14 protein-coding genes and 1 tRNA gene are annotated in these 20467 nt (G+C 54.6%); 7 read left to right on the forward strand and 8 right to left on the reverse strand.

The window, feature by feature from the left end; translation table 11 throughout:
- Nucleotides 1-226: 226 nt before the first annotated feature.
- From ACLD4F_RS00005 to ACLD4F_RS00015, 3 genes are all read right to left on the reverse strand, one after another.
- A tRNA-Ser gene (locus tag ACLD4F_RS00005) sits at nucleotides 227-314 on the reverse strand.
- 147 nt (nucleotides 315-461) lie between these two features.
- Nucleotides 462-1139: a hydrolase gene (locus tag ACLD4F_RS00010; protein WP_000097893.1), complete on the reverse strand. Its 678-nt coding sequence runs from the start codon at nucleotides 1137-1139 to the stop codon at nucleotides 462-464.
- 19 nt (nucleotides 1140-1158) lie between these two features.
- Nucleotides 1159-2019 carry a pirin family protein gene (locus ACLD4F_RS00015; RefSeq protein ID WP_000809969.1) on the reverse strand — a complete coding sequence of 287 codons (861 nt, stop codon included), beginning with the start codon at nucleotides 2017-2019 and terminating at the stop codon, nucleotides 1159-1161.
- Nucleotides 2020-2127: 108 nt separating this feature from the next.
- On the opposite strand from ACLD4F_RS00015, the gene ACLD4F_RS00020 reads away from it, so the two are divergent.
- Nucleotides 2128-3039 carry a LysR family transcriptional regulator gene (locus ACLD4F_RS00020; RefSeq protein ID WP_000597928.1) on the forward strand — a complete coding sequence of 304 codons (912 nt, stop codon included), beginning with the start codon at nucleotides 2128-2130 and terminating at the stop codon, nucleotides 3037-3039.
- Nucleotides 3040-3129: 90 nt separating this feature from the next.
- On the opposite strand, the gene infA is transcribed toward ACLD4F_RS00020, so the two are convergent.
- The 5 genes from infA to trxB all read right to left on the reverse strand — a co-directional run bounded on the left by infA (nucleotide 3130) and on the right by trxB (nucleotide 8980).
- A complete protein-coding gene (gene infA, locus ACLD4F_RS00025) occupies nucleotides 3130-3348 on the reverse strand; it encodes a translation initiation factor IF-1 (RefSeq protein ID WP_001040187.1) in 219 nt (72 codons plus the stop codon).
- A gap of 311 nt (nucleotides 3349-3659) precedes the next feature.
- Nucleotides 3660-4364 carry a leucyl/phenylalanyl-tRNA--protein transferase gene (aat, locus tag ACLD4F_RS00030; RefSeq protein WP_058331327.1) on the reverse strand — a complete coding sequence of 235 codons (705 nt, stop codon included), beginning with the start codon at nucleotides 4362-4364 and terminating at the stop codon, nucleotides 3660-3662.
- 44 nt (nucleotides 4365-4408) lie between these two features.
- Entirely contained in the window at nucleotides 4409-6130 is a 1722-nt protein-coding gene (cydC, locus tag ACLD4F_RS00035) for a heme ABC transporter ATP-binding protein/permease CydC (RefSeq protein WP_076726340.1), read from the reverse strand.
- Nucleotides 6131-7897: a heme ABC transporter permease/ATP-binding protein CydD gene (gene cydD, locus ACLD4F_RS00040; protein WP_079981868.1), complete on the reverse strand. Its 1767-nt coding sequence runs from the start codon at nucleotides 7895-7897 to the stop codon at nucleotides 6131-6133. It lies immediately after the preceding gene.
- Nucleotides 7898-8011: 114 nt separating this feature from the next.
- Nucleotides 8012-8980 carry a thioredoxin-disulfide reductase gene (gene trxB / locus ACLD4F_RS00045; protein WP_000537406.1) on the reverse strand — a complete coding sequence of 323 codons (969 nt, stop codon included), beginning with the start codon at nucleotides 8978-8980 and terminating at the stop codon, nucleotides 8012-8014.
- A 545-nt stretch (nucleotides 8981-9525) separates the two neighbouring features.
- Here trxB and lrp point away from each other — a divergent pair.
- From lrp to dmsA, 6 genes are all read left to right on the forward strand, one after another.
- Nucleotides 9526-10020, forward strand: a complete 495-nt coding sequence (gene lrp, locus ACLD4F_RS00050) for a leucine-responsive transcriptional regulator Lrp (protein ID WP_000228469.1) — start codon at nucleotides 9526-9528, stop codon at nucleotides 10018-10020.
- A gap of 134 nt (nucleotides 10021-10154) precedes the next feature.
- Complete coding sequence (gene ftsK / locus ACLD4F_RS00055; protein ID WP_411010623.1) at nucleotides 10155-14126, forward strand: DNA translocase FtsK; 3972 nt, start codon at nucleotides 10155-10157, stop codon at nucleotides 14124-14126.
- A gap of 142 nt (nucleotides 14127-14268) precedes the next feature.
- Nucleotides 14269-14880, forward strand: a complete 612-nt coding sequence (gene lolA, locus ACLD4F_RS00060) for an outer membrane lipoprotein chaperone LolA (RefSeq protein ID WP_001519746.1) — start codon at nucleotides 14269-14271, stop codon at nucleotides 14878-14880.
- 9 nt (nucleotides 14881-14889) lie between these two features.
- Nucleotides 14890-16233 (forward strand): replication-associated recombination protein RarA, encoded by a 1344-nt coding sequence (gene rarA, locus ACLD4F_RS00065; RefSeq protein ID WP_000067785.1) that lies wholly within the window; start codon nucleotides 14890-14892, stop codon nucleotides 16231-16233.
- Between the two features lie 258 nt (nucleotides 16234-16491).
- Entirely contained in the window at nucleotides 16492-17784 is a 1293-nt protein-coding gene (gene serS / locus ACLD4F_RS00070; protein WP_000886697.1) for a serine--tRNA ligase, read from the forward strand.
- Between the two features lie 236 nt (nucleotides 17785-18020).
- The gene (gene dmsA / locus ACLD4F_RS00075; protein WP_000850250.1) at nucleotides 18021-20465 is read left to right on the forward strand and encodes a dimethylsulfoxide reductase subunit A; all 2445 of its coding nucleotides are present in this window, start codon (nucleotides 18021-18023) and stop codon (nucleotides 20463-20465) included.
- Nucleotides 20466-20467 lie beyond the last annotated feature (2 nt).

The following is a 20467-nucleotide window of genomic DNA, read 5'->3' on the forward strand; positions in this document are numbered from 1 at the left end:
TAAGCAAAAAGCCCGTACTTCTGTACAGGCTCTCAACTTGAATATGGCGGTGAGGGGGGGATTGACTCGCTGCGCTCGCCCTTCGGGCAGCCCGTTCGCTGCGCGCCCGGTCTGTCCAACTGGCTGCGCCAGTTGTCGAACCCCGGTCGGGTGTTCTCATCCCCCCTGTAGGGTGGCTTTATGTGAAAAAAAAGCCCGTACTTTCGTACGAGCTCTTTCTTAAATATGGCGGTGAGGGGGGGATTCGAACCCCCGATACGTTGCCGTATACACACTTTCCAGGCGTGCTCCTTCAGCCACTCGGACACCTCACCATATTGTATTGCTGCCTGACCACTTGGGGGCAACGGGGCGCTACTATAGGGAGTTGCGCTAAAACGGTCAAGCAGAATTTACATATTCACTGTCGTTTGCTCATGCAATAGACATAATCCCCGCCCAAACTGGCGCGGGGAGGCAAATTAACGCTGTGAATCCAACATTTCGTTGTTTTTCACCACATCCTGCGCTTTGCTGTAGCTTTCGATCAGCAGTTGATAGGCCGGGAATACCTGAGTATAAACGTCGGCCCACGCGGCGGCGTCTTCACGGTTCCAGGTGCCTTGCAGCTCAGAGGCGACTGCGGCAGTATCCATCGGTACGACGCCAGCCTGTACGATTCGCGCCAGGGTGATCTCCTGCGCCATCTTACTGTAGGTACCGGATGCGTCGATCACGGCAAATACCTTATAACCTTCCGCTACCGCGCTAATGGCCGGGAATGCCATGCACACGCTGGTAATCGTCCCGGCAATGATCAGCGTCTTACGACCCGTCGCTTTTACCGCCTTAACGAAATCTTCGTTATCCCAGGCGTTAATTTCACCTTTGCGCGCAATGTACTGCGCATGTGGCGCATTAGCGTGGATCTCCGGGATCAGCGGGCCGTTCGGACCTTGCGGTACGGATGCCGTGGTAATGACCGGCATTTTCGCTAACGTCGCCATCTTCGCCAACGCCGCGGCGCGAGCGCGTAATTCCGGCATTGGCATATCGCCTACGGTCTGGAAAAGACCGCTTTGATGATCGATTAAAAGCATCACGGAATCGTTAACATCAATTACCGGGCGCAAACCATTAAAATTAGCAGGACTTGACATCGTGTTCTCCTTCATGTTTTCAGATTTGGCCAAAACGGCCGGAGTTGAAATCGCGGACTGCTTCTGCGATCTCTTGTTTCGTGTTCATAACAAATGGGCCGTAACCCACAATCGGTTCATTCAGCGGCTCGCCTGATAACAGCAATACGCTGGCGTCGCTGCTGGCCTCAAGGTGCAGCGTTTTCCCTTGCTGGCTCAACACCACCAGTTGCGCTTCGTTGACCGGCGTCGTGCCGTTCACCGTGATATTGCCTTTCAGTACCACCAGCGCGGTGCTCCATCCTTCCGGCTGTGCCAATGTAAGCTGGCGATTGCGTTGCAGGCGCATATCCCAGACATTGAGCGGCGAGAAAGTGTGCGCCGGGCCTTTTGTCTCTTCATAACGCCCTGCGATGACCCGCACGACTCCGGCGTCATCCGGCAACGTAACGGTCGGGATAACATCGTGGGTAATGCTTTGATAACCCGGGGTGGTCATTTTGTCCTTCATTGGAAGGTTAACCCACAACTGCACCATTTCCAGTTCGCCGCCCCGACGGGTAAACGCGTCGGAATGGAACTCTTCATGCAAAATGCCTGCGCCTGCGGTCATCCACTGAACGTCGCCCGGGCCGATAACGCCGCCGCGACCGGTAGAGTCCCGATGCTCGACTTCGCCACTATAAACAATCGTCACGGTCTCGAAACCGCGGTGTGGATGCTCCCCAACGCCGCGTTTTTCATTACCCGGCGTAAATGTGTGCGGCCCGGCATAATCCAGCAGCAGGAAGGGACTCAACTGCTGCGCATGTGACTGATAAGAAAAGAGTGAACGAACCGGAAATCCATCGCCAACCCAGTGCGGGCGAGGTGCGGTATAGACGCCTGTAATCTGTTTCATGGTGTTCTCCTCAGTGGCGTTGTCTTGATGTGAATAAGCTTATATTCATGACAAAAGGTTCGGTAGTGGCTAAAATGGCTCATACCGTTCCATTAATAGGACAATGTAATGATAAAAACGGATCTCAATGATTTTGCGTGGTTTGTGCATGTGGTCGAAGAGGGTGGGTTTGCCGCGGCGGGGCGTGCGCTTGATGAACCAAAATCAAAACTGAGCCGGCGTATTGCGCAACTGGAGGAACGGCTGGGCGTGCGATTGATTCAGCGAACTACCCGGCAGTTTAACGTTACCGAAGTGGGGCAAACATTCTATGAGCACTGTAAAGCGATGCTGGTGGAAGCTCAGGCGGCGCAGGATGCCATTGCCGCATTGCAGGTAGAGCCTCGCGGTATCGTGAAGCTGACCTGCCCGGTGACGCTGCTGCATGTACACATCGGCCCAATGCTGGCGAAATTTATGGCGCGTTATCCTGATGTTTCGCTACAGCTTGAAGCGACCAATCGTCGGGTGGACGTCGTAGGGGAGGGGGTGGATGTGGCGATTCGCGTCAGGCCGCGCCCGTTTGAAGATAGCGACCTGGTGATGCGCGTCCTGGCTGACAGAGGGCATCGCCTGTTTGCCAGCCCGGATCTTATCGCACGGATGGGAATCCCTTCCGCGCCGGCGGAGTTGAGCCATTGGCCAGGGCTAAGTCTTGCATCCGGCAAGCATATTCACCGCTGGGAACTTTATGGCCCGCAGGGCGCACGTGCGGAAGTCCATTTTACCCCGCGTATGATTACCACCGACATGTTGGCGCTACGCGAGGCGGCGATGGCGGGCGTGGGGCTTGTGCAGTTACCTGTCTTAATGGTGAAAGAACAACTGGCCGCCGGTGAACTGGTCGCGGTGCTGGAAGAGTGGGAGCCCCGGCGGGAGGTTATTCATGCTGTGTTCCCATCCCGGCGAGGATTATTACCTTCCGTACGCGCGTTGGTCGATTTTTTGACGGAAGAGTATGCGCGGATGGTGGAAGAGTAACCTGCTCGTCATTCATCGACTTAATGGACGCAAAAAAGGCCGGTTAAACCGACCTTTTATCCAGCCGCCCTTCAGGGCGTGAGGAGACAATTAGCGACTACGGAAGACAATGCGGCCTTTGCTCAGGTCGTACGGGGTCAGCTCAACGGTCACTTTGTCGCCCGTCAGGATGCGGATGTAGTTCTTACGCATTTTACCGGAGATGTGTGCAGTAACCACGTGACCGTTTTCTAACTCTACGCGGAACATGGTATTAGGTAACGTTTCGAGAACGGTACCTTGCATTTCAATATTGTCTTCTTTGGCCATCTAATCCTCTGGGGTATCACTACCATAATTTGAACCGGCAAGATAATGCCGAACTTCTTTTGATAAGTAAAGATTTGTGCGTTTAAAACACAGCAAACCAGGTTTAGCACATGATTCCGCGACACACGACAACGCCGCGTTATACACCTTTTCCCTGATACTACCGCCTGATGTATCGACATAAGCGCAACATATAAGGGAACGGTGAAATAAACGATGGGCGTTACCTGACAACGGGCTGCGGGATAATGAGCTAAACCAATTCTGCGGCAGCAATTATAACACCCCAATAAAAAATGTGCCGAAAACATTCACTTCCGGGGCAAAAATAATGTCCGCGGCACCCAAAAACGGGAGGCCAGCGGCTGTTGGCGTAAGACCGCGAGGTGATCGAGGTAGTCACGACGTGGAATTTCAATGGCACCGAGCGAGGCGGTATGACTATTAAGTACCTGACAATCAATAAGTTTACCGCCGTGACGGATAAATTCAGCGCAAAAAACCAGCAGTGCGGTTTTAGAAGCATTCTCCTGGCGGCTAAACATCGATTCGCCGCAAAACAGCGCCCCCTGCGAGACGCCATACATCCCGCCGACCAGTTCCCGATCGCGCCACACTTCAATGGAGTGCGCGTGGCCCAATTCATGTAATCGGCGATAGGCTTCCTCAATACCACGCGTTATCCAGGTGCCTTCGTCACGGTGATTGGCGCATCCATCAATGACCCGATCGAAAGCGTAATTGAGCGTCACGCGGTAAGGGGATGCGTTGTGAAAGCGCTTCATGCTGCGACTGAGGTGAAACTTTTCAGGCCACAGCACGGCGCGCGGATCGGGCGACCACCACAGAATCGGGTCGCCCGGCGAAAACCACGGGAAAATCCCGTGCTGGTAGGCCATTAACAACCGGGCAGGGCTGAGATCGCCGCCCAGCGCCAGTAAACCGTTAGGCTCGCGTAAAGCGCCTTCCGGCGAAGGGAAGGCGATAGAATGTCGGGAAAGCTGAACCAGACGCATGACGGCGAAACTCCAGTACGCAAGTCGGATCGTTCAATAATAGCTTACAGACGTTGTTTAAACTGATAATAGCGCCCTTGTCCGGCTAACAATTCTGCATGAGTGCCTCGCTCAATGATGCGCCCGTCGTCCATTACGATGATTTGATCAAAACGGGCCAGGCCGCGCAAACGGTGAGTCACCATCAGGACGGTTTTCTCGCGCATCACATCGGCAAGTAATTCCAGCATTTCGCTCTCGGTGGTCGCATCCAGCCCCTCAGTGGGCTCATCCAACAGCATTAACGGAGCATCATGCAACAGCGCGCGGGCGATGGCCAGGCGACGAAGTTCGCCGCCGGATAGCAGACGACCGCCTTCGCCGAGCCAGCTATTAAGCCCACTATCTTCGAGCAGATTTTCGAGGCCGACGCGACGCAGCATGTCGGAAAGGGCTTCGTCGCTGGCATTGGGCGCCGCCAGTAATAAATTATCACGCAGCGTGGCGCTGAACAGGTGGACACGCTGCGGCACCACGCTGATAGTCCGGCGTAAGGCGGATTCGCTCAGCGAGGATAGCGGAAGATCGTTGAGCAGAATTTCGCCTTGTTTCGGGTCCCAGGCGCGGGTGAGTAGCTGCAACAGCGTTGATTTTCCGCAGCCGGTACGCCCCAGAATAGCGACATGCTCGCCAGGATTAGCCTGTAATGAGAGGGCATTGAGCGCATTAATCGGCTGGTCGGGATAACGAAACGAAACGTCCCGCAGGGTGAGTGTGACCTTTTCCGGCGCGGGAGTTTCTGCCTGCGGAAAGGTCACCTCCGGTTTTTGCTCCGTTAATTCAGTGATACGAAGCGCAGAGGCGATAACCTGCCCCAGATGCTGGAATGCGCCGGTAACGGGCGCAAGCGCCTCGAAAGCCGCCAGCGCGCAGAAGACAAATAGCGCAATGAGCGCGCCGGGCTGCGTATTGCCGCCAACGCCGCCGGAGGCCATCCACAACATTAACATCACCGCCAGCGCGCCAATCAGCAGCATTAACGCCTGCGATAAGGCGGTCAGTTCAGACTGTCGGCGTTGGGCCTCATGCCATTGTAATTCGGTGGCTTCCATTTGCGCCCGATAGCGTTTGCTGGCGCCAAAAATGGTGAGTTCCGCCTGGCCCTGTAACCATGACGTGAGCTGTTGGCGATACTGACCGCGTAGATGCGTCAGATTTTGGCCGGTATTTTTGCCGGCGCGATAAAACACCGGCGGCATAATAAACAGCGTCAACAGCATAATGCCGCCCAGCGTGATCGCCAGCGTCACGTCGAGAACGCTAAGCCCCAGGGTGACAATCATAATCACTACAAAAGCGCCGACCAGCGGGGAGATGACGCGCAAATAGAGATGATCCAGCGTGTCAACGTCGGCAACGATGCGGTTCAGCAGTTCACCTTGCTGATATCGCGCCAGACCCGCGGGGGAGAGCGGTAAAAGTTTGCTAAAGGTATAAATACGCAGATGTTGCAGCACGCGGAACGTGGCGTCATGACTTACCAGACGTTCAAAATAACGACCAGCGGTACGGGTAATGGCCGCGCCGCGCACGCCGGCTGCCGGGAGCATATAGTTAAAACTGTAAATTCCCGCGAAGCCTGCGATAGCGGACGCGGACAGGAACCAGCCGGAAAGCGTCAGCAGCCCGATACTGGCAAGCAGGGTCAGGATTGCCAGCGCAATTCCCAGCGTTAGCATCCATTTATGGCGTTTATAAAGCGTCAGATAAGGGAGTAGCGCGCGCATTTAAATATCCTCCTGACGATGAGCCAATAACGTCGCAAAAGCGCCGTTGGCGGCGCTGAGTTCGGCATAACTGCCTTGTTCGACAATCGCGCCATCTTGCATAACCCAGATAGCGTCCCAGTCGGCGAGATCTTCCAACTGATGCGTCACCATTAACGTGGTCTGGCGTTTTGACGCCGCTTTTAACGCCTGCATGACGCGTTGCTCGCTGTGAGCGTCCAGGCTTGCCGCCGGTTCATCCAGCAGTAGCAGTTGACAGGGATTAAGTAGCGCACGGGCGACCGCTACGCGCTGTGCCTGGCCGACGGAAAGTCTGCTGGCATGATTGCCGAGCGGGGTGTCTACTCCCTGCGGCAGCAGCGGTAAAAACTCGCTTACCCATGCGGCGTCAAGCGCGGCATAAAGTTCCTGCTCGCTGGCGTCCGGGCGCGCCAGTAATACATTTTCGCGTAGCGTCGCCGCAGGTAATTGCGGGTTTTGCCCAACCCAGGAGAGATGCTGGCGCCAGGATTCCGGCGAGAGATCGCGAAGCTCGACACCGTTAATACGCAAAGATCCCTGATAGGAGAGAAAACCGGATAATACATTCAACAGAGTGCTTTTACCGGAACCGCTGCGTCCTACCAGGACGGCGCGTTCTCCTGCCGCTAATGAGAAATTCAGCGGCCCGGCAAGCGTTTTGCCTTCTGGCGAGGTGATAATAAGATTGACTGCGTCAATGGTTACAGGCTCGTTTTCCGCCAGCTCAACTTCGCCGCGCGCCGGGTGGGCGAGGGGCGTTTCCAGAAACGTCTTCAGACTGTCCGCCGCGCCAATCGCCTGCGCCTTAGCATGATAAAACGTGCCGAGGTCGCGTAATGGCTGGAAAAACTCCGGCGCGAGGATCAAGGCGAGGAACCCGGCGGCGAGCGTCACACCGGTACCGTAATGACCAAAGTTCAGCTCGCCCAGGTAAGAGAAGCCAAAATAAACGGCGACCAGCGCAATAGAAAGCGAGGTGAAAAACTCCAGCACGCCGGAAGATAAAAAGGCGAGGCGCAGAACTTCCATCGTGCGCTGACGAAAATCCTGCGATGCTGCGCGAATGTTCTCGGTTTCCGCTTCTCCACGACCGAAAATTCGCAGCGTTTCCATCCCGCGCAGACGGTCAAGAAAATGGCCGCTTAGCCGGGCAAGCGCCAGGAAATTGCGGCGGTTGGCGTCAGCCGCGCCCATTCCCACCATCGCCATAAATAGGGGAATGAGCGGGGCAGTGCCCAGCAGAATCAGCGCCGCCGCCCAATTTGACGGGAAAATCGCCGCCACGATTAAGAGCGGTACGCAAACGGCAAGCGCCATTTGCGGCAGATAGCGCGCATAATAGTCATGCATATCGTCAATCTGCTCCAACACCAGCGTCGCCCAGCTACCGGCGGGCTTGCCCTGAATCCAGGCTGGGCCGGCTTGCTGCAGACGATCCAACACCTGACGGCGGATCTCAAAGCGAATATGCTGTCCGGCATGAAAACCGACGCGCTCGCGCAACCACACCACCCAGGCGCGGAGGACAAAGACCAGTATCAGCAGGATAAAAGGGAGCAACAGCGCTTCCCGTGGAATGTTCTCCATGATCATATGTTGCAGGATACGCGCCATGATCCAGGCCTGAGCGACAATTAATACGCCACTCATGAATCCCAACAGGCGGGAAATATTCAACCACCGTTGGGAGATTACGCTTTGCTGTTTTAACCAGCGGGTCAGCTCTTTTTGACGGGTTTTATTCATTGCACGCTTAGCAGGTGAGTTATTAGAATTTCAGGCAGGGGCAATGTTACAACGACGCAAAAATAAAGGCGACTTATAGTCGCCTTTTTTACTTTTGTTACTGATTTGTAAAAACTATTTGCTCGCGTCGGCCAGACCATCGAGATAGCGTTCAGCATCCAGCGCCGCCATACAGCCCGTACCTGCAGAGGTGATCGCCTGACGGTAAATATGATCCATGACGTCACCCGCCGCGAATACGCCAGGGATGCTGGTTTGTGTGGCGTTGCCATGGGTGCCGGACTGAACTTTGATATAACCATTTTCCAGCTCAAGCTGGCCTTCGAAGAGCGCCGTGTTTGGGCTATGACCGATGGCTACGAAAAGTCCGGCGATATCCAGCGTCTCGATATTATCGCTCTGCTGCGTGTCGCGAAGACGCAGACCGGTAACGCCCATCTGATCGCCGGTCACTTCTTCCAGCGTCCGGTTGGTGTGCAGAATGATATTGCCATTTTCAACTTTATCCATCAGGCGCTTAATGAGGATTTTTTCAGCGCGGAAACCGTCACGGCGATGGATAAGGTGCACTTCCGAAGCGATGTTGGACAGATAAAGCGCTTCTTCAACCGCGGTGTTGCCGCCGCCGATCACCGCCACTTTCTGATTGCGGTAGAAGAAACCGTCGCAGGTTGCGCAGGCGGAAACGCCGCGCCCTTTAAAGGCTTCTTCCGATGGCAGCCCCAGATAGCGCGCGGAAGCGCCGGTCGCAATGATCAACGCATCACAAGTGTACTCTGCGCTGTCACCTGTCAGACGGAACGGACGATTTTGCAGATCCACTTTGTTGATGTGATCAAAGATTATCTCGGTTTCAAATTTTGCCGCATGTTCATGCATGCGTTCCATTAGCAGCGGGCCGGTCAAATCGTTTGGATCGCCGGGCCAGTTTTCCACTTCCGTCGTGGTAGTCAGTTGACCGCCTTTTTCCATACCGGTAATAAGTACCGGCTGTAAATTTGCGCGTGCGGCATACACCGCCGCAGTATATCCCGCCGGTCCTGAGCCCAGAATAAGCAGCTTACTGTGTTTGGTCGTGCCCATGAGATCCCCATAGTTGTTGGCAGACAATGAGCAGAATTGTAGGGAATTTACAGACGTAAAAAAAGAGCATAACGATTTTGTTAACAATATGTGTAATAGCATGAACCGATGAACGACTGCGACAGCGACGTTATCATCACAAACTTTAATTAAAATCGGTAACTTATAAGGTGACGAAATGACAGTTTACCGCCCTCTCTAATGAATAACTGGCATGTTGTACTAAAAATCGATGTTTTGCTTTGACAATCACCTGCTGTTTTGCGAAAACATTCGAGGAAGAAAAAACTGTGTTATGTATGTGCTGCATAATCATGCATGTAAATACCATGTTTACCGGGCTAGTGAAATCTACGCATGGCGTGGACAGACGCCATTCGTGATGTCGATAGCTGCCGCGAGGCAACGGTCTTCTCACCATAGACCAGGCATTGCGCGCCGTTAATCCCTCTGGGTTTCGGTCTATTGTGATGGGCAGCGACTCTGAACAGTGATGTGAGTAGAGTCAGGCAGGAGTAGGGAAGGAATACAGAGAGACAATAATAATGGTAGATAGCAAGAAGCGCCCTGGCAAAGATCTCGACCGTATCGATCGTAACATTCTTAATGAACTGCAAAAGGATGGGCGTATTTCCAACGTCGAGCTTTCTAAACGAGTAGGACTTTCGCCGACACCTTGCCTTGAGCGTGTGCGTCGGCTGGAGCGACAGGGGTTTATCCAGGGCTATACGGCGCTGTTGAACCCGCATTATCTGGATGCGTCACTTCTGGTATTCGTTGAGATTACCTTAAATCGCGGCGCGCCGGATGTGTTTGAACAGTTTAATGCCGCCGTGCAAAAGCTTGAAGAGATTCAGGAGTGTCATTTGGTTTCCGGCGATTTCGACTACCTGTTGAAAACCCGTGTACCGGATATGTCAGCGTATCGAAAACTATTGGGAGAGACGTTGCTGCGCTTGCCAGGTGTGAACGACACCCGAACTTACGTAGTGATGGAAGAGGTAAAACAGAGTAATCGTCTGGTTATTAAGACACGCTAACACGGAACAGGTGCAAAATCGCCGTAGTTTGATTACACTCCTGTTAATCCATACAGCAACAGTGCCGGGGCAACCCGGTGCTGTTGTCCGTTTTAGCATCGGGCGGGAAAAGCCTGGAACCTGGAGAGCCTTTTTTGAGCCAGGAATATACTGAAGACAAAGACGTCACATTGACGAAGTTAAGCAGCGGGCGCCGACTTCTGGAAGCGTTGTTGATACTTATTGCCCTTTTTGCCGTCTGGTTGATGGCGGCCTTGTTGAGCTTTAACCCTTCGGACCCCAGTTGGTCGCAAACCGCCTGGCATGAACCCATCCATAATTTAGGCGGCGCGCCGGGCGCGTGGCTGGCCGATACACTGTTCTTTATTTTTGGCGTAATGGCCTACACTATCCCTGTCATTATTGTCGGCGGGTGTTGGTTTGCGTGGCGTCATCAGTCTACGGATGATTACATCGACTATTTTGCTGTGTCGCTACGCCTTATTGGCGTGCTGGCGCTGATTCTCACTTCCTGCGGTCTGGCGGCCATTAATGCCGACGATATTTGGTATTTCGCCTCCGGCGGCGTAATTGGCAGCCTGTTAAGCACCACGCTGCAGCCGTTGTTGCATAGTAGCGGCGGAACGATAATGCTTCTCTGTATTTGGGCTGCCGGGCTGACGCTCTTTACCGGCTGGTCCTGGGTCAGTATCGCCGAAAAATTAGGCGGCTGGCTGCTTAATATACTGACCTTCGCCAGCAACCGTACCCGGCGTGATGATACGTGGGTTGACGACGAAGAGTATGATGACGAATACGATGAAGAAACCGACGGCGTGCAGCGTGAATCTCGCCGGGCGCGTATTTTGCGCGGCGCGTTGGCGCGTCGTAAGCGACTGGCTGAAAAATTCAGCAATCCACGGGGCCGTCAGACCGATGCCGCGCTCTTTTCCGGCAAACGGATGGATGATGACGAGGACATTCAGTATAGCGCGCGCGGCGTCGCTGCCGATCCCGACGACGTTCTGTTTTCGGGCAACCGTGCGACGCAGCCGGAATATGATGAATATGATCCGCTGTTAAACGGCCATTCTGTCACTGAACCGGTCGCCGCCGCTGCGGCTGCAACTGCCGTCACCCAGACGTGGGCAGCGTCCGCCGATCCCATAATGCAAACGCCGCCCATGCCGGGGGCTGAGCCGGTTGTCGCGCAACCGACCGTGGAGTGGCAGCCCGTACCGGGGCCGCAAACCGGCGAACCGGTTATCGCGCCTGCGCCGGAGGGGTATCAGCCGCATCCGCAATATGCTCAACCGCAGGAGGCGCAAAGTGCGCCGTGGCAGCAACCTGTGCCTGTCGCTTCCGCGCCGCAATACGCCGCGACGCCAGCGACCGCAGCAGAATATGACTCTCTTGCGCCGCAGGAAACACAGCCACAATGGCAGGCGCCGGATGCCGAACAACACTGGCAGCCGGAGCCGACCCATCAGCCGACGCCGGTTTATCAGCCGGAGCCGATAGCGGCTGAACCTTCCCACATGCCGCCGCCGGTTATCGAACAGCCGGTTGCCACCGAGCCTGAACCTGACACAGAAGAGACCAGACCCGCCCGTCCTCCGCTTTACTATTTTGAAGAGGTGGAAGAGAAACGCGCCCGTGAGCGCGAACAACTGGCGGCATGGTATCAACCGATTCCGGAGCCGGTAAAAGAGAGCGTGCCGGTTAAACCTACGGTATCTGTCACGCCATCCATACCGCCAGTGGAAGCGGTAGCCGCCGCCGCGTCGCTTGACGCAGGTATTAAGAGTGGCGCCCTGGCAGCTGGCGCCGCGGCCGCTGCGCCTGCATTTAGTCTGGCTACCGGCGGCGTGCCGCGTCCGCAGGTGAAAGAGGGGATTGGTCCGCAACTGCCGCGTCCGAACCGCGTTCGCGTGCCGACCCGACGGGAACTGGCATCGTACGGTATTAAGCTGCCGTCACAGAGGATTGCAGAAGAAAAAGCCCGCGAGGCGGAGCGCAATCAGTACGAGACGGGCGCGCAGCTAACAGATGAAGAAATAGATGCAATGCATCAGGACGAGTTAGCCCGTCAGTTTGCGCAGTCGCAGCAGCATCGTTATGGTGAGACGTATCAGCATGATACTCAACAGGCAGAAGATGACGATACCGCTGCGGAAGCTGAATTAGCCCGCCAGTTTGCCGCTTCGCAACAGCAGCGCTATTCCGGCGAGCAACCCGCTGGCGCGCAGCCGTTCTCACTGGACGATCTGGATTTCTCGCCAATGAAAGTATTGGTTGATGAAGGTCCGCACGAACCGCTGTTCACGCCGGGTGTCATGCCCGAGTCAACGCCTGTTCAGCAACCGGTAGCGCCGCAGCCTCAGCCTCAGCCACAGTACCAGCAGTCGCAGCAGCCGGTAGCACCGCAGCCGCAGTATCAGCAGCCGCAGCAGCCGGTAGCACCGCAGCCGCAGTATCAGCAGCCGCAACAGCCGGTAGCGCCGCAGCCGCAGTATCAGCAGCCGCAACAGCCGGTAGCGCCGCAACCGCAGTATCAGCAGCCGCAACAGCCGACAGCGCCGCAAGACAGCCTGATCCACCCGCTGTTGATGCGTAACGGCGACAGTCGTCCATTACAGCGTCCGACGACGCCGCTGCCTTCGTTAGATCTTCTGACGCCGCCGCCGAGCGAAGTTGAACCGGTAGATACCTTTGCGCTGGAACAAATGGCGCGTCTGGTTGAAGCGCGTCTGGCGGATTTCCGCATTAAAGCTGATGTGGTGAACTATTCGCCAGGCCCGGTCATTACTCGCTTTGAACTGAATCTGGCCCCGGGCGTTAAAGCGGCGCGTATCTCCAACCTTTCCCGGGATCTGGCGCGCTCCTTGTCAACGGTAGCCGTACGTGTTGTGGAAGTCATTCCAGGCAAACCTTACGTAGGGTTGGAATTGCCGAACAAGAAACGGCAAACCGTTTATCTGCGCGAAGTGTTGGATAACGCCAAATTCCGCGAGAATCCGTCGCCGCTTACCGTGGTGTTAGGTAAGGATATCGCGGGCGATCCGGTAGTGGCGGATCTGGCGAAAATGCCTCACCTGCTGGTGGCCGGTACGACCGGTTCCGGTAAGTCGGTCGGGGTTAACGCCATGATCCTCAGTATGCTGTATAAAGCGCAGCCGGAAGACGTTCGCTTTATCATGATCGACCCGAAAATGTTAGAACTCTCGGTCTATGAAGGTATACCGCATCTGCTGACGGAAGTTGTTACCGACATGAAAGACGCGGCTAACGCGTTACGCTGGAGCGTCAATGAGATGGAGCGTCGCTATAAGCTGATGTCCGCGCTCGGCGTGCGTAATCTGGCTGGGTATAACGAGAAAATCGCCGAAGCGGCCCGCATGGGACGCCCGATTCCGGACCCGTACTGGAAGCCGGGCGACAGTATGGATGTTCAGCATCCGGTTCTGGAAAAACTCCCGTATATCGTGGTACTGGTTGATGAATTTGCCGACCTGATGATGACCGTCGGTAAAAAAGTTGAAGAGCTGATCGCGCGTCTGGCGCAGAAAGCGCGCGCCGCGGGGATTCACCTGGTACTGGCGACGCAGCGTCCGTCGGTCGATGTGATTACTGGTTTAATTAAAGCCAACATTCCAACCCGTATCGCTTTTACCGTATCCAGCAAGATCGACTCCCGCACCATTCTTGATCAGGGTGGCGCTGAGTCGCTATTGGGAATGGGGGACATGCTCTATTCCGGACCAAACTCCACCATGCCGGTACGTGTCCATGGGGCGTTTGTGCGTGACCAGGAAGTCCATGCGGTGGTGCAGGACTGGAAAGCGCGCGGTCGTCCGCAATATGTGGATGGCATTACCTCCGACAGCGAAAGCGAAGGTGGCGGTGGCGGTTTTGACGGCGGCGAAGAATTAGATGCGCTATTCGATCAGGCCGTTAATTTCGTCACCCAGAAGCGTAAAGCGTCCATTTCCGGCGTTCAGCGTCAGTTCCGCATCGGCTATAACCGTGCGGCGCGTATTATCGAACAGATGGAAGCGCAGGGTATTGTCAGCGCTCAGGGGCATAACGGTAATCGTGAAGTGCTGGCTCCGCCGCCTTTTGAGTAAACCTGTAAGCCGGATGGCGCTGTGCAGGCTGCCATCCGGCAACAAAATTCAGTATTTTCTTCTTTCCTCATGCTGATTTTTGGCCTGGAATAGAAAGCAAAAGGAGCTCCTGGTCGGGAGTGTCGAAACCTGAGGAATAATGATGAAAAAAATGGCAATCGCCTGTGCATTACTTTCAAGCGTTGTAGCCAGCAGCGTATGGGCTGACGCCGCCAGCTCTCTGAAAAGCCGTCTGGATAAAGTGAGCAGCTTTCATGCCACCTTTACTCAAAAAGTCACCGATGGCAGCGGTGCCGCGGTGCAGGAGGGACAGGGTGATTTATGGGTTAAGCGGCCAAATCTATTCAACTGGCATATGACGCAACCTGACGAGAGTATTCTGGTTTCTGACGGCAAAACGTTATGGTTCTATAACCCGTTTGTAGAACAGGCTACCGCCACGTGGTTGAAAGATGCCACCGGAAATACACCGTTTATGCTGATTGCCCGCAACCAGGCCAGCGACTGGCAGCAGTATAATATTAAGCAGGATGGCGATAATTTTGTGCTGACGCCGAAAGCCAGCAACGGCAATCTGAAACAGTTCACCATCAATGTGGGGCGCGACGGGACTATCCACCAGTTTAGCGCCGTAGAACAAGACGATCAGCGTAGCGCCTATCAGCTAAAATCCCAGCAAAACGGCGCTGTTGATCCGTCAAAATTTACGTTTACTCCGCCGCAAGGGGTAACGATAGACGACCAACGTAAGTAGAGGCGATGAGTGAGCAATCTGTCGCTCGATTTTTCTGATAATACGTTTCAACCGCTGGCCGCGCGAATGCGGCCGGAAAATTTAGCGCAGTATATCGGCCAGCAGCATTTGCTGGCCGCAGGTAAACCGTTGCCTCGCGCTATTGAGGCCGGGCATCTGCACTCCATGATTTTATGGGGGCCGCCAGGGACGGGGAAAACCACGCTCGCTGAAGTGATCGCCCGCTACGCCAGCGCCGATGTCGAGCGTATTTCCGCCGTCACTTCTGGGGTAAAAGAGATTCGCGAAGCTATCGAGCGCGCCCGCCAGAATCGTAATGCCGGACGCCGTACCATCCTGTTTGTCGATGAAGTGCATCGCTTTAACAAAAGCCAGCAGGACGCCTTTTTACCGCATATCGAAGATGGCACTATCACCTTTATCGGCGCGACCACGGAAAATCCCTCTTTTGAGCTGAACTCGGCGCTATTGTCGCGAGCGCGGGTCTATCTGCTGAAATCGTTGACCACTGACGATATTGAGCAAGTACTGGACCAGGCGATGCAGGACAAAACGCGTGGTTACGGCGATCAGGATATCGTGTTACCGGATGAGACACGGCGAGCGATTGCTGAGCTGGTCAATGGCGACGCGCGGCGCGCCTTAAATACGCTGGAAATGATGGCCGATATGGCGGAGGCGGATGACAGCGGCAAACGCGTTTTATTGCCCGCCTTGTTGACCGAGATCGCCGGCGAGCGCAGCGCGCGTTTTGATAACAAAGGCGATCGCTTCTACGATCTTATTTCCGCCTTACATAAATCAGTGCGCGGCAGCGCGCCGGATGCCGCCCTCTATTGGTATGCCCGTATCATTACCGCGGGAGGCGATCCGCTGTACGTGGCGCGTCGCTGCCTGGCGATTGCCTCGGAAGATGTGGGTAATGCCGATCCGCGCGCGATGCAGGTCGCCATTGCCGCGTGGGATTGTTTCACCCGCGTCGGTCCGGCTGAAGGCGAAAGGGCAATCGCGCAGGCTATCGTTTATCTCGCCTGCGCGCCGAAGAGCAACGCCGTCTATACCGCCTTTAAGGCTGCGCTGGCCGACGCGCGCGAACGTCCTGATTATGACGTTCCTGTCCATCTGCGTAATGCGCCAACCAAACTGATGAAAGAGATGGGCTATGGCCAGGAGTACCGCTATGCCCACGATGAGCCCAATGCCTATGCTGCGGGTGAAGTGTACTTCCCGCCGGAAATCGCGCAAACGCGCTATTATCATCCGACAAATCGTGGTCTGGAAGGCAAGATTGGCGAAAAGCTCGCCTGGCTGGCTGAACAGGATCAAAATAGCCCCACAAAACGCTACCGCTAGTGTAAACGTTGCGGTAAGGTTATCTCTAAATATGATGCTCCAGGTATCATGGCGTTGATGATGAACCTCGTTATGCCTGATAGCACGTTGCTTATGAGGTCCGCGGGTATAGCGCAATGGATGCGTTGTTGCTGTCGTCGGTCTGGTAAGGCGAAAACGTCGCTATTACGTAAACGCGGTTTACGTTCATCAATACAATCAGAGGCGATCATCAATTGATCGCGTTTCCTTTTATTATTCGATAAGCACAGGATAAGCATGCTCGATCCCAATCTGCTGCGTAATGAGCCAGACGCAGTCGCTGAAAAACTGGCACGCCGGGGCTTTAAGCTGGATGTAGATAAGCTGCGCGCTCTTGAAGAGCGTCGTAAAGTTTTGCAGGTCAACACGGAAAACCTGCAGGCGGAGCGTAATTCTCGATCGAAATCCATCGGCCAGGCGAAAGCGCGCGGGGAAGATATCGAGCCTTTACGCCTGGAAGTGAATAAACTGGGCGAAGAGCTGGATGCGGCGAAAGCCGAGCTGGATACCTTGCTGGCGGAGATCCGCGATATCGCGCTGACCATCCCAAACCTGCCTGCGGATGAAGTGCCGGTAGGTAAAGATGAAAACGACAACGTTGAAGTCAGCCGCTGGGGTACCCCGCGTGAGTTTGATTTTGAAATCCGCGATCACGTCACCTTAGGGGAAATGCACTCCGGCCTCGACTTTGCCGCCGCGGTTAAGCTGACCGGCTCCCGTTTTGTGGTGATGAAAGGACAGATTGCGCGTATGCATCGCGCATTGTCGCAGTTCATGTTGGATCTGCATACGGAACAGCACGGCTATAGCGAAAACTACGTGCCGTATCTGGTTAACCACGACACGCTGTATGGCACCGGTCAACTGCCGAAATTCGCAGGCGACTTGTTCCATACCCGTCCGCTGGAAGAAGAAGCAGACAGCAGCAACTATGCTTTGATCCCGACGGCGGAGGTTCCGCTGACCAATCTGGTACGCGATGAAATCATCGACGAAGATCAGCTGCCGATTAAAATGACGGCGCATACGCCTTGTTTCCGTTCTGAAGCAGGTTCTTATGGTCGTGATACCCGTGGCCTGATTCGTATGCATCAGTTTGACAAAGTGGAAATGGTGCAGATCGTTCGCCCGGAAGATTCTATGGCTGCGTTGGAAGAGATGACCGGCCACGCGGAAAAAGTGCTCCAGCTACTGGGACTGCCGTACCGTAAAATCATTCTGTGCACTGGCGATATGGGCTTCGGCGCCTGCAAAACTTATGACCTCGAAGTCTGGGTTCCGGCGCAGAATACCTACCGCGAGATCTCTTCCTGCTCTAACGTCTGGGACTTCCAGGCGCGTCGTATGCAGGCACGCTGTCGCAGCAAGTCCGACAAAAAGACCCGTCTGGTCCATACCCTGAATGGTTCTGGTCTGGCGGTAGGTCGTACCCTGGTGGCCGTGATGGAAAACTATCAGCAGGCTGATGGCCGCATTGAAGTGCCGGAAGTATTACGTCCGTACATGAACGGACTGGAATATATCGGCTAATCCTCGCTTTCTCCTCTTCTAAAAAGCGCCTTCGGGCGCTTTTTTTATGCCAGTTTGATACCGGACAATAATCCCTACCCTATTAGGGGTAATACTGATTTCGAATGAAGGTCAGTTTTTAACACTATTTTTCTACTTTTTCGATATATATCAGACTTTATAGCGATGTTGTCGCTATATAAAATTCTATACATCGTTTTATTGTTTTTTTATTGTGAGCAGCAGAGTGAGCCCTTATGAAAACTAAGATCCCTGATGCCGTGCTGGCAGCCGAGGTGAGCCGTCGTGGTTTAGTCAAAACCACCGCGATAGGCGGCCTGGCGATGGCCAGTAGCGCATTTACCCTGCCATTTACCCGCATCGCTAACGCCGCAGAGGCAATAAGCCCGGCGAAAACCGGCGAGAAAGTCGTCTGGAGCGCCTGTACGGTAAACTGTGGCAGCCGTTGTCCGCTACGTATGCATGTTGTGGATGGCGAAATCAAATATGTAGAAACGGATAATACCGGAAACGATGATTACGATGGCTTGCATCAGGTTCGCGCCTGCCTGCGCGGTCGTTCTATGCGTCGTCGCGTCTATAACCCGGATCGGCTCAAGTATCCGATGAAGCGCGTCGGCGCGCGCGGCGAAGGTAAATTTGAGCGTATTAGCTGGGATGAAGCCTACGATATCATTGCTACCAATATGCAGCGTCTTATCAAAGAGTATGGCAACGAGTCCATTTATCTGAACTATGGCACGGGTACGCTGGGCGGCACTTTGACACGTTCATGGCCGCCGGGAAAAACGCTGGTCGCCCGTCTGATGAACTGCTGCGGCGGTTATCTTAACCACTACGGTGATTACTCTTCCGCGCAAATCGCAGCGGGTCTGAACTACACCTATGGCGGCTGGGCGGATGGCAATAGTCCATCCGACATTGAAAACAGTAAGCTGGTGGTGTTGTTTGGTAATAACCCTGGCGAAACCCGCATGAGCGGGGGCGGTGTAACCTATTATCTTGAACAGGCGCGGCAGAAATCAAACGCGCGGATGATCATTATCGATCCTCGTTACACCGACACTGGCGCCGGTCGCGAAGATGAGTGGATTCCGATTCGTCCAGGTACCGATGCGGCGCTGGTCAATGGTCTGGCATATGTCTTAATCACCGAGAACATGGTCGATCAGCCGTTCCTGGATAAATATTGCGTCGGTTATGACGAAAAAACCTTGCCTGCCAGCGCGCCGAAAAACGGTCACTACAAAGCCTATATTCTGGGCCAGGGTAAAGACGGTATTGCGAAGACGCCGGAGTGGGCGGCGCAAATTACCGGTATCCCGGCGGATCGCATTATTAAGCTGGCGCGAGAAATCGGCAGCGCTAAACCCGCCTATATTTGCCAGGGGTGGGGGCCACAACGTCATGCTAATGGAGAAATCGCCACGCGCGCCATCTCGATGCTGGCGATCCTGACGGGTAATGTTGGGATTAACGGCGGTAACAGCGGCGCGCGCGAAGGGTCGTATGCCCTGCCATTTGAACGTATGCCCACGTTGGAAAATCCGGTTGAAACCAGCATCTCCATGTTTATGTGGACCGATGCCATTGAACGCGGCCCGGAAATGACGGCGTTGCGTGATGGCGTGCGGGGGAAAGATAAGCTGGACGTGCCGATCAAAATGATCTGGAACTATGCTGGCAACTGTTTGATTAACCAGCACTCTGAGATTAATCGCACCCACGAAATCCTGCAGGATGACAAGAAATGCGAAATGATCGTCGTTATCGACTGTCATATGACTTCGTCGGCAAAATACGCCGATATTCTGTTGCCTGATTGCACTGCTTCTGAGCAGATGGACTTTGCGCTGGATGCCTCCTGCGGGAACATGTCTTACGTTATCTTCACTGACCAGGCGATTAAACCGCGCTTCGAGTGTAAGACGATTTATGAGATGACCAGCGAACTGGCGAAACGTCTTGGCGTGGAACAACAGTTTACCGAAGGACGGACGCAAGAAGAGTGGATGCGTCATCTGTACGAACAGTCGCGTAAATCCATTCCGAATCTGCCCACCTTTGAGGAGTTCCGTAAGCAAGGCATCTTCAAACAGCGTGACCCCGAAGGCCACCATGTCGCCTATAAAGACTTCCGCGAAGATCCGCAAGCGAATCCACTTACAACGCCATCGGGCAAGATTGAAATCTATTCACAGGCGTTGGCGGATATCGCCGCTACCTGGGAGCTGCCGGAAGGCGACGTGATCGATCCATTACCGATCTACACGCCAGGTTTTGAAAACTATAACGATCCGCTAACGGATAAATTCCCGCTGCAGTTGACGGGTTTCCACTATAAAGCGCGTGTGCATTCCACTTATGGCAACGTAGACGTACTGAAAGCCGCCTGTCGCCAGGAAATGTGGATTAACCCAATGGATGCGCAGAAACGCGGTATCAACAATGGCGACAAAGTCCGCATCTTCAACGATCGCGGCGAAGTACATATCGAGGCTAAAGTGACGCCGCGCATGATGCCGGGCGTGGTCGCCCTGGGAGAAGGCGCATGGTATGACCCGGATGCAAAACGCGTGGATCAGGGCGGATGTATTAACGTACTGACGACCCAACGTCCTTCTCCGCTGGCGAAGGGGAACCCGTCACATACGAACCTCGTTCAGGTTGAAAAGGCGTAAGG

Source organism: Salmonella sp. 741265050_HSA, from assembly GCF_046569445.1.
Lineage (GTDB): Bacteria > Pseudomonadota > Gammaproteobacteria > Enterobacterales > Enterobacteriaceae > Salmonella > Salmonella enterica.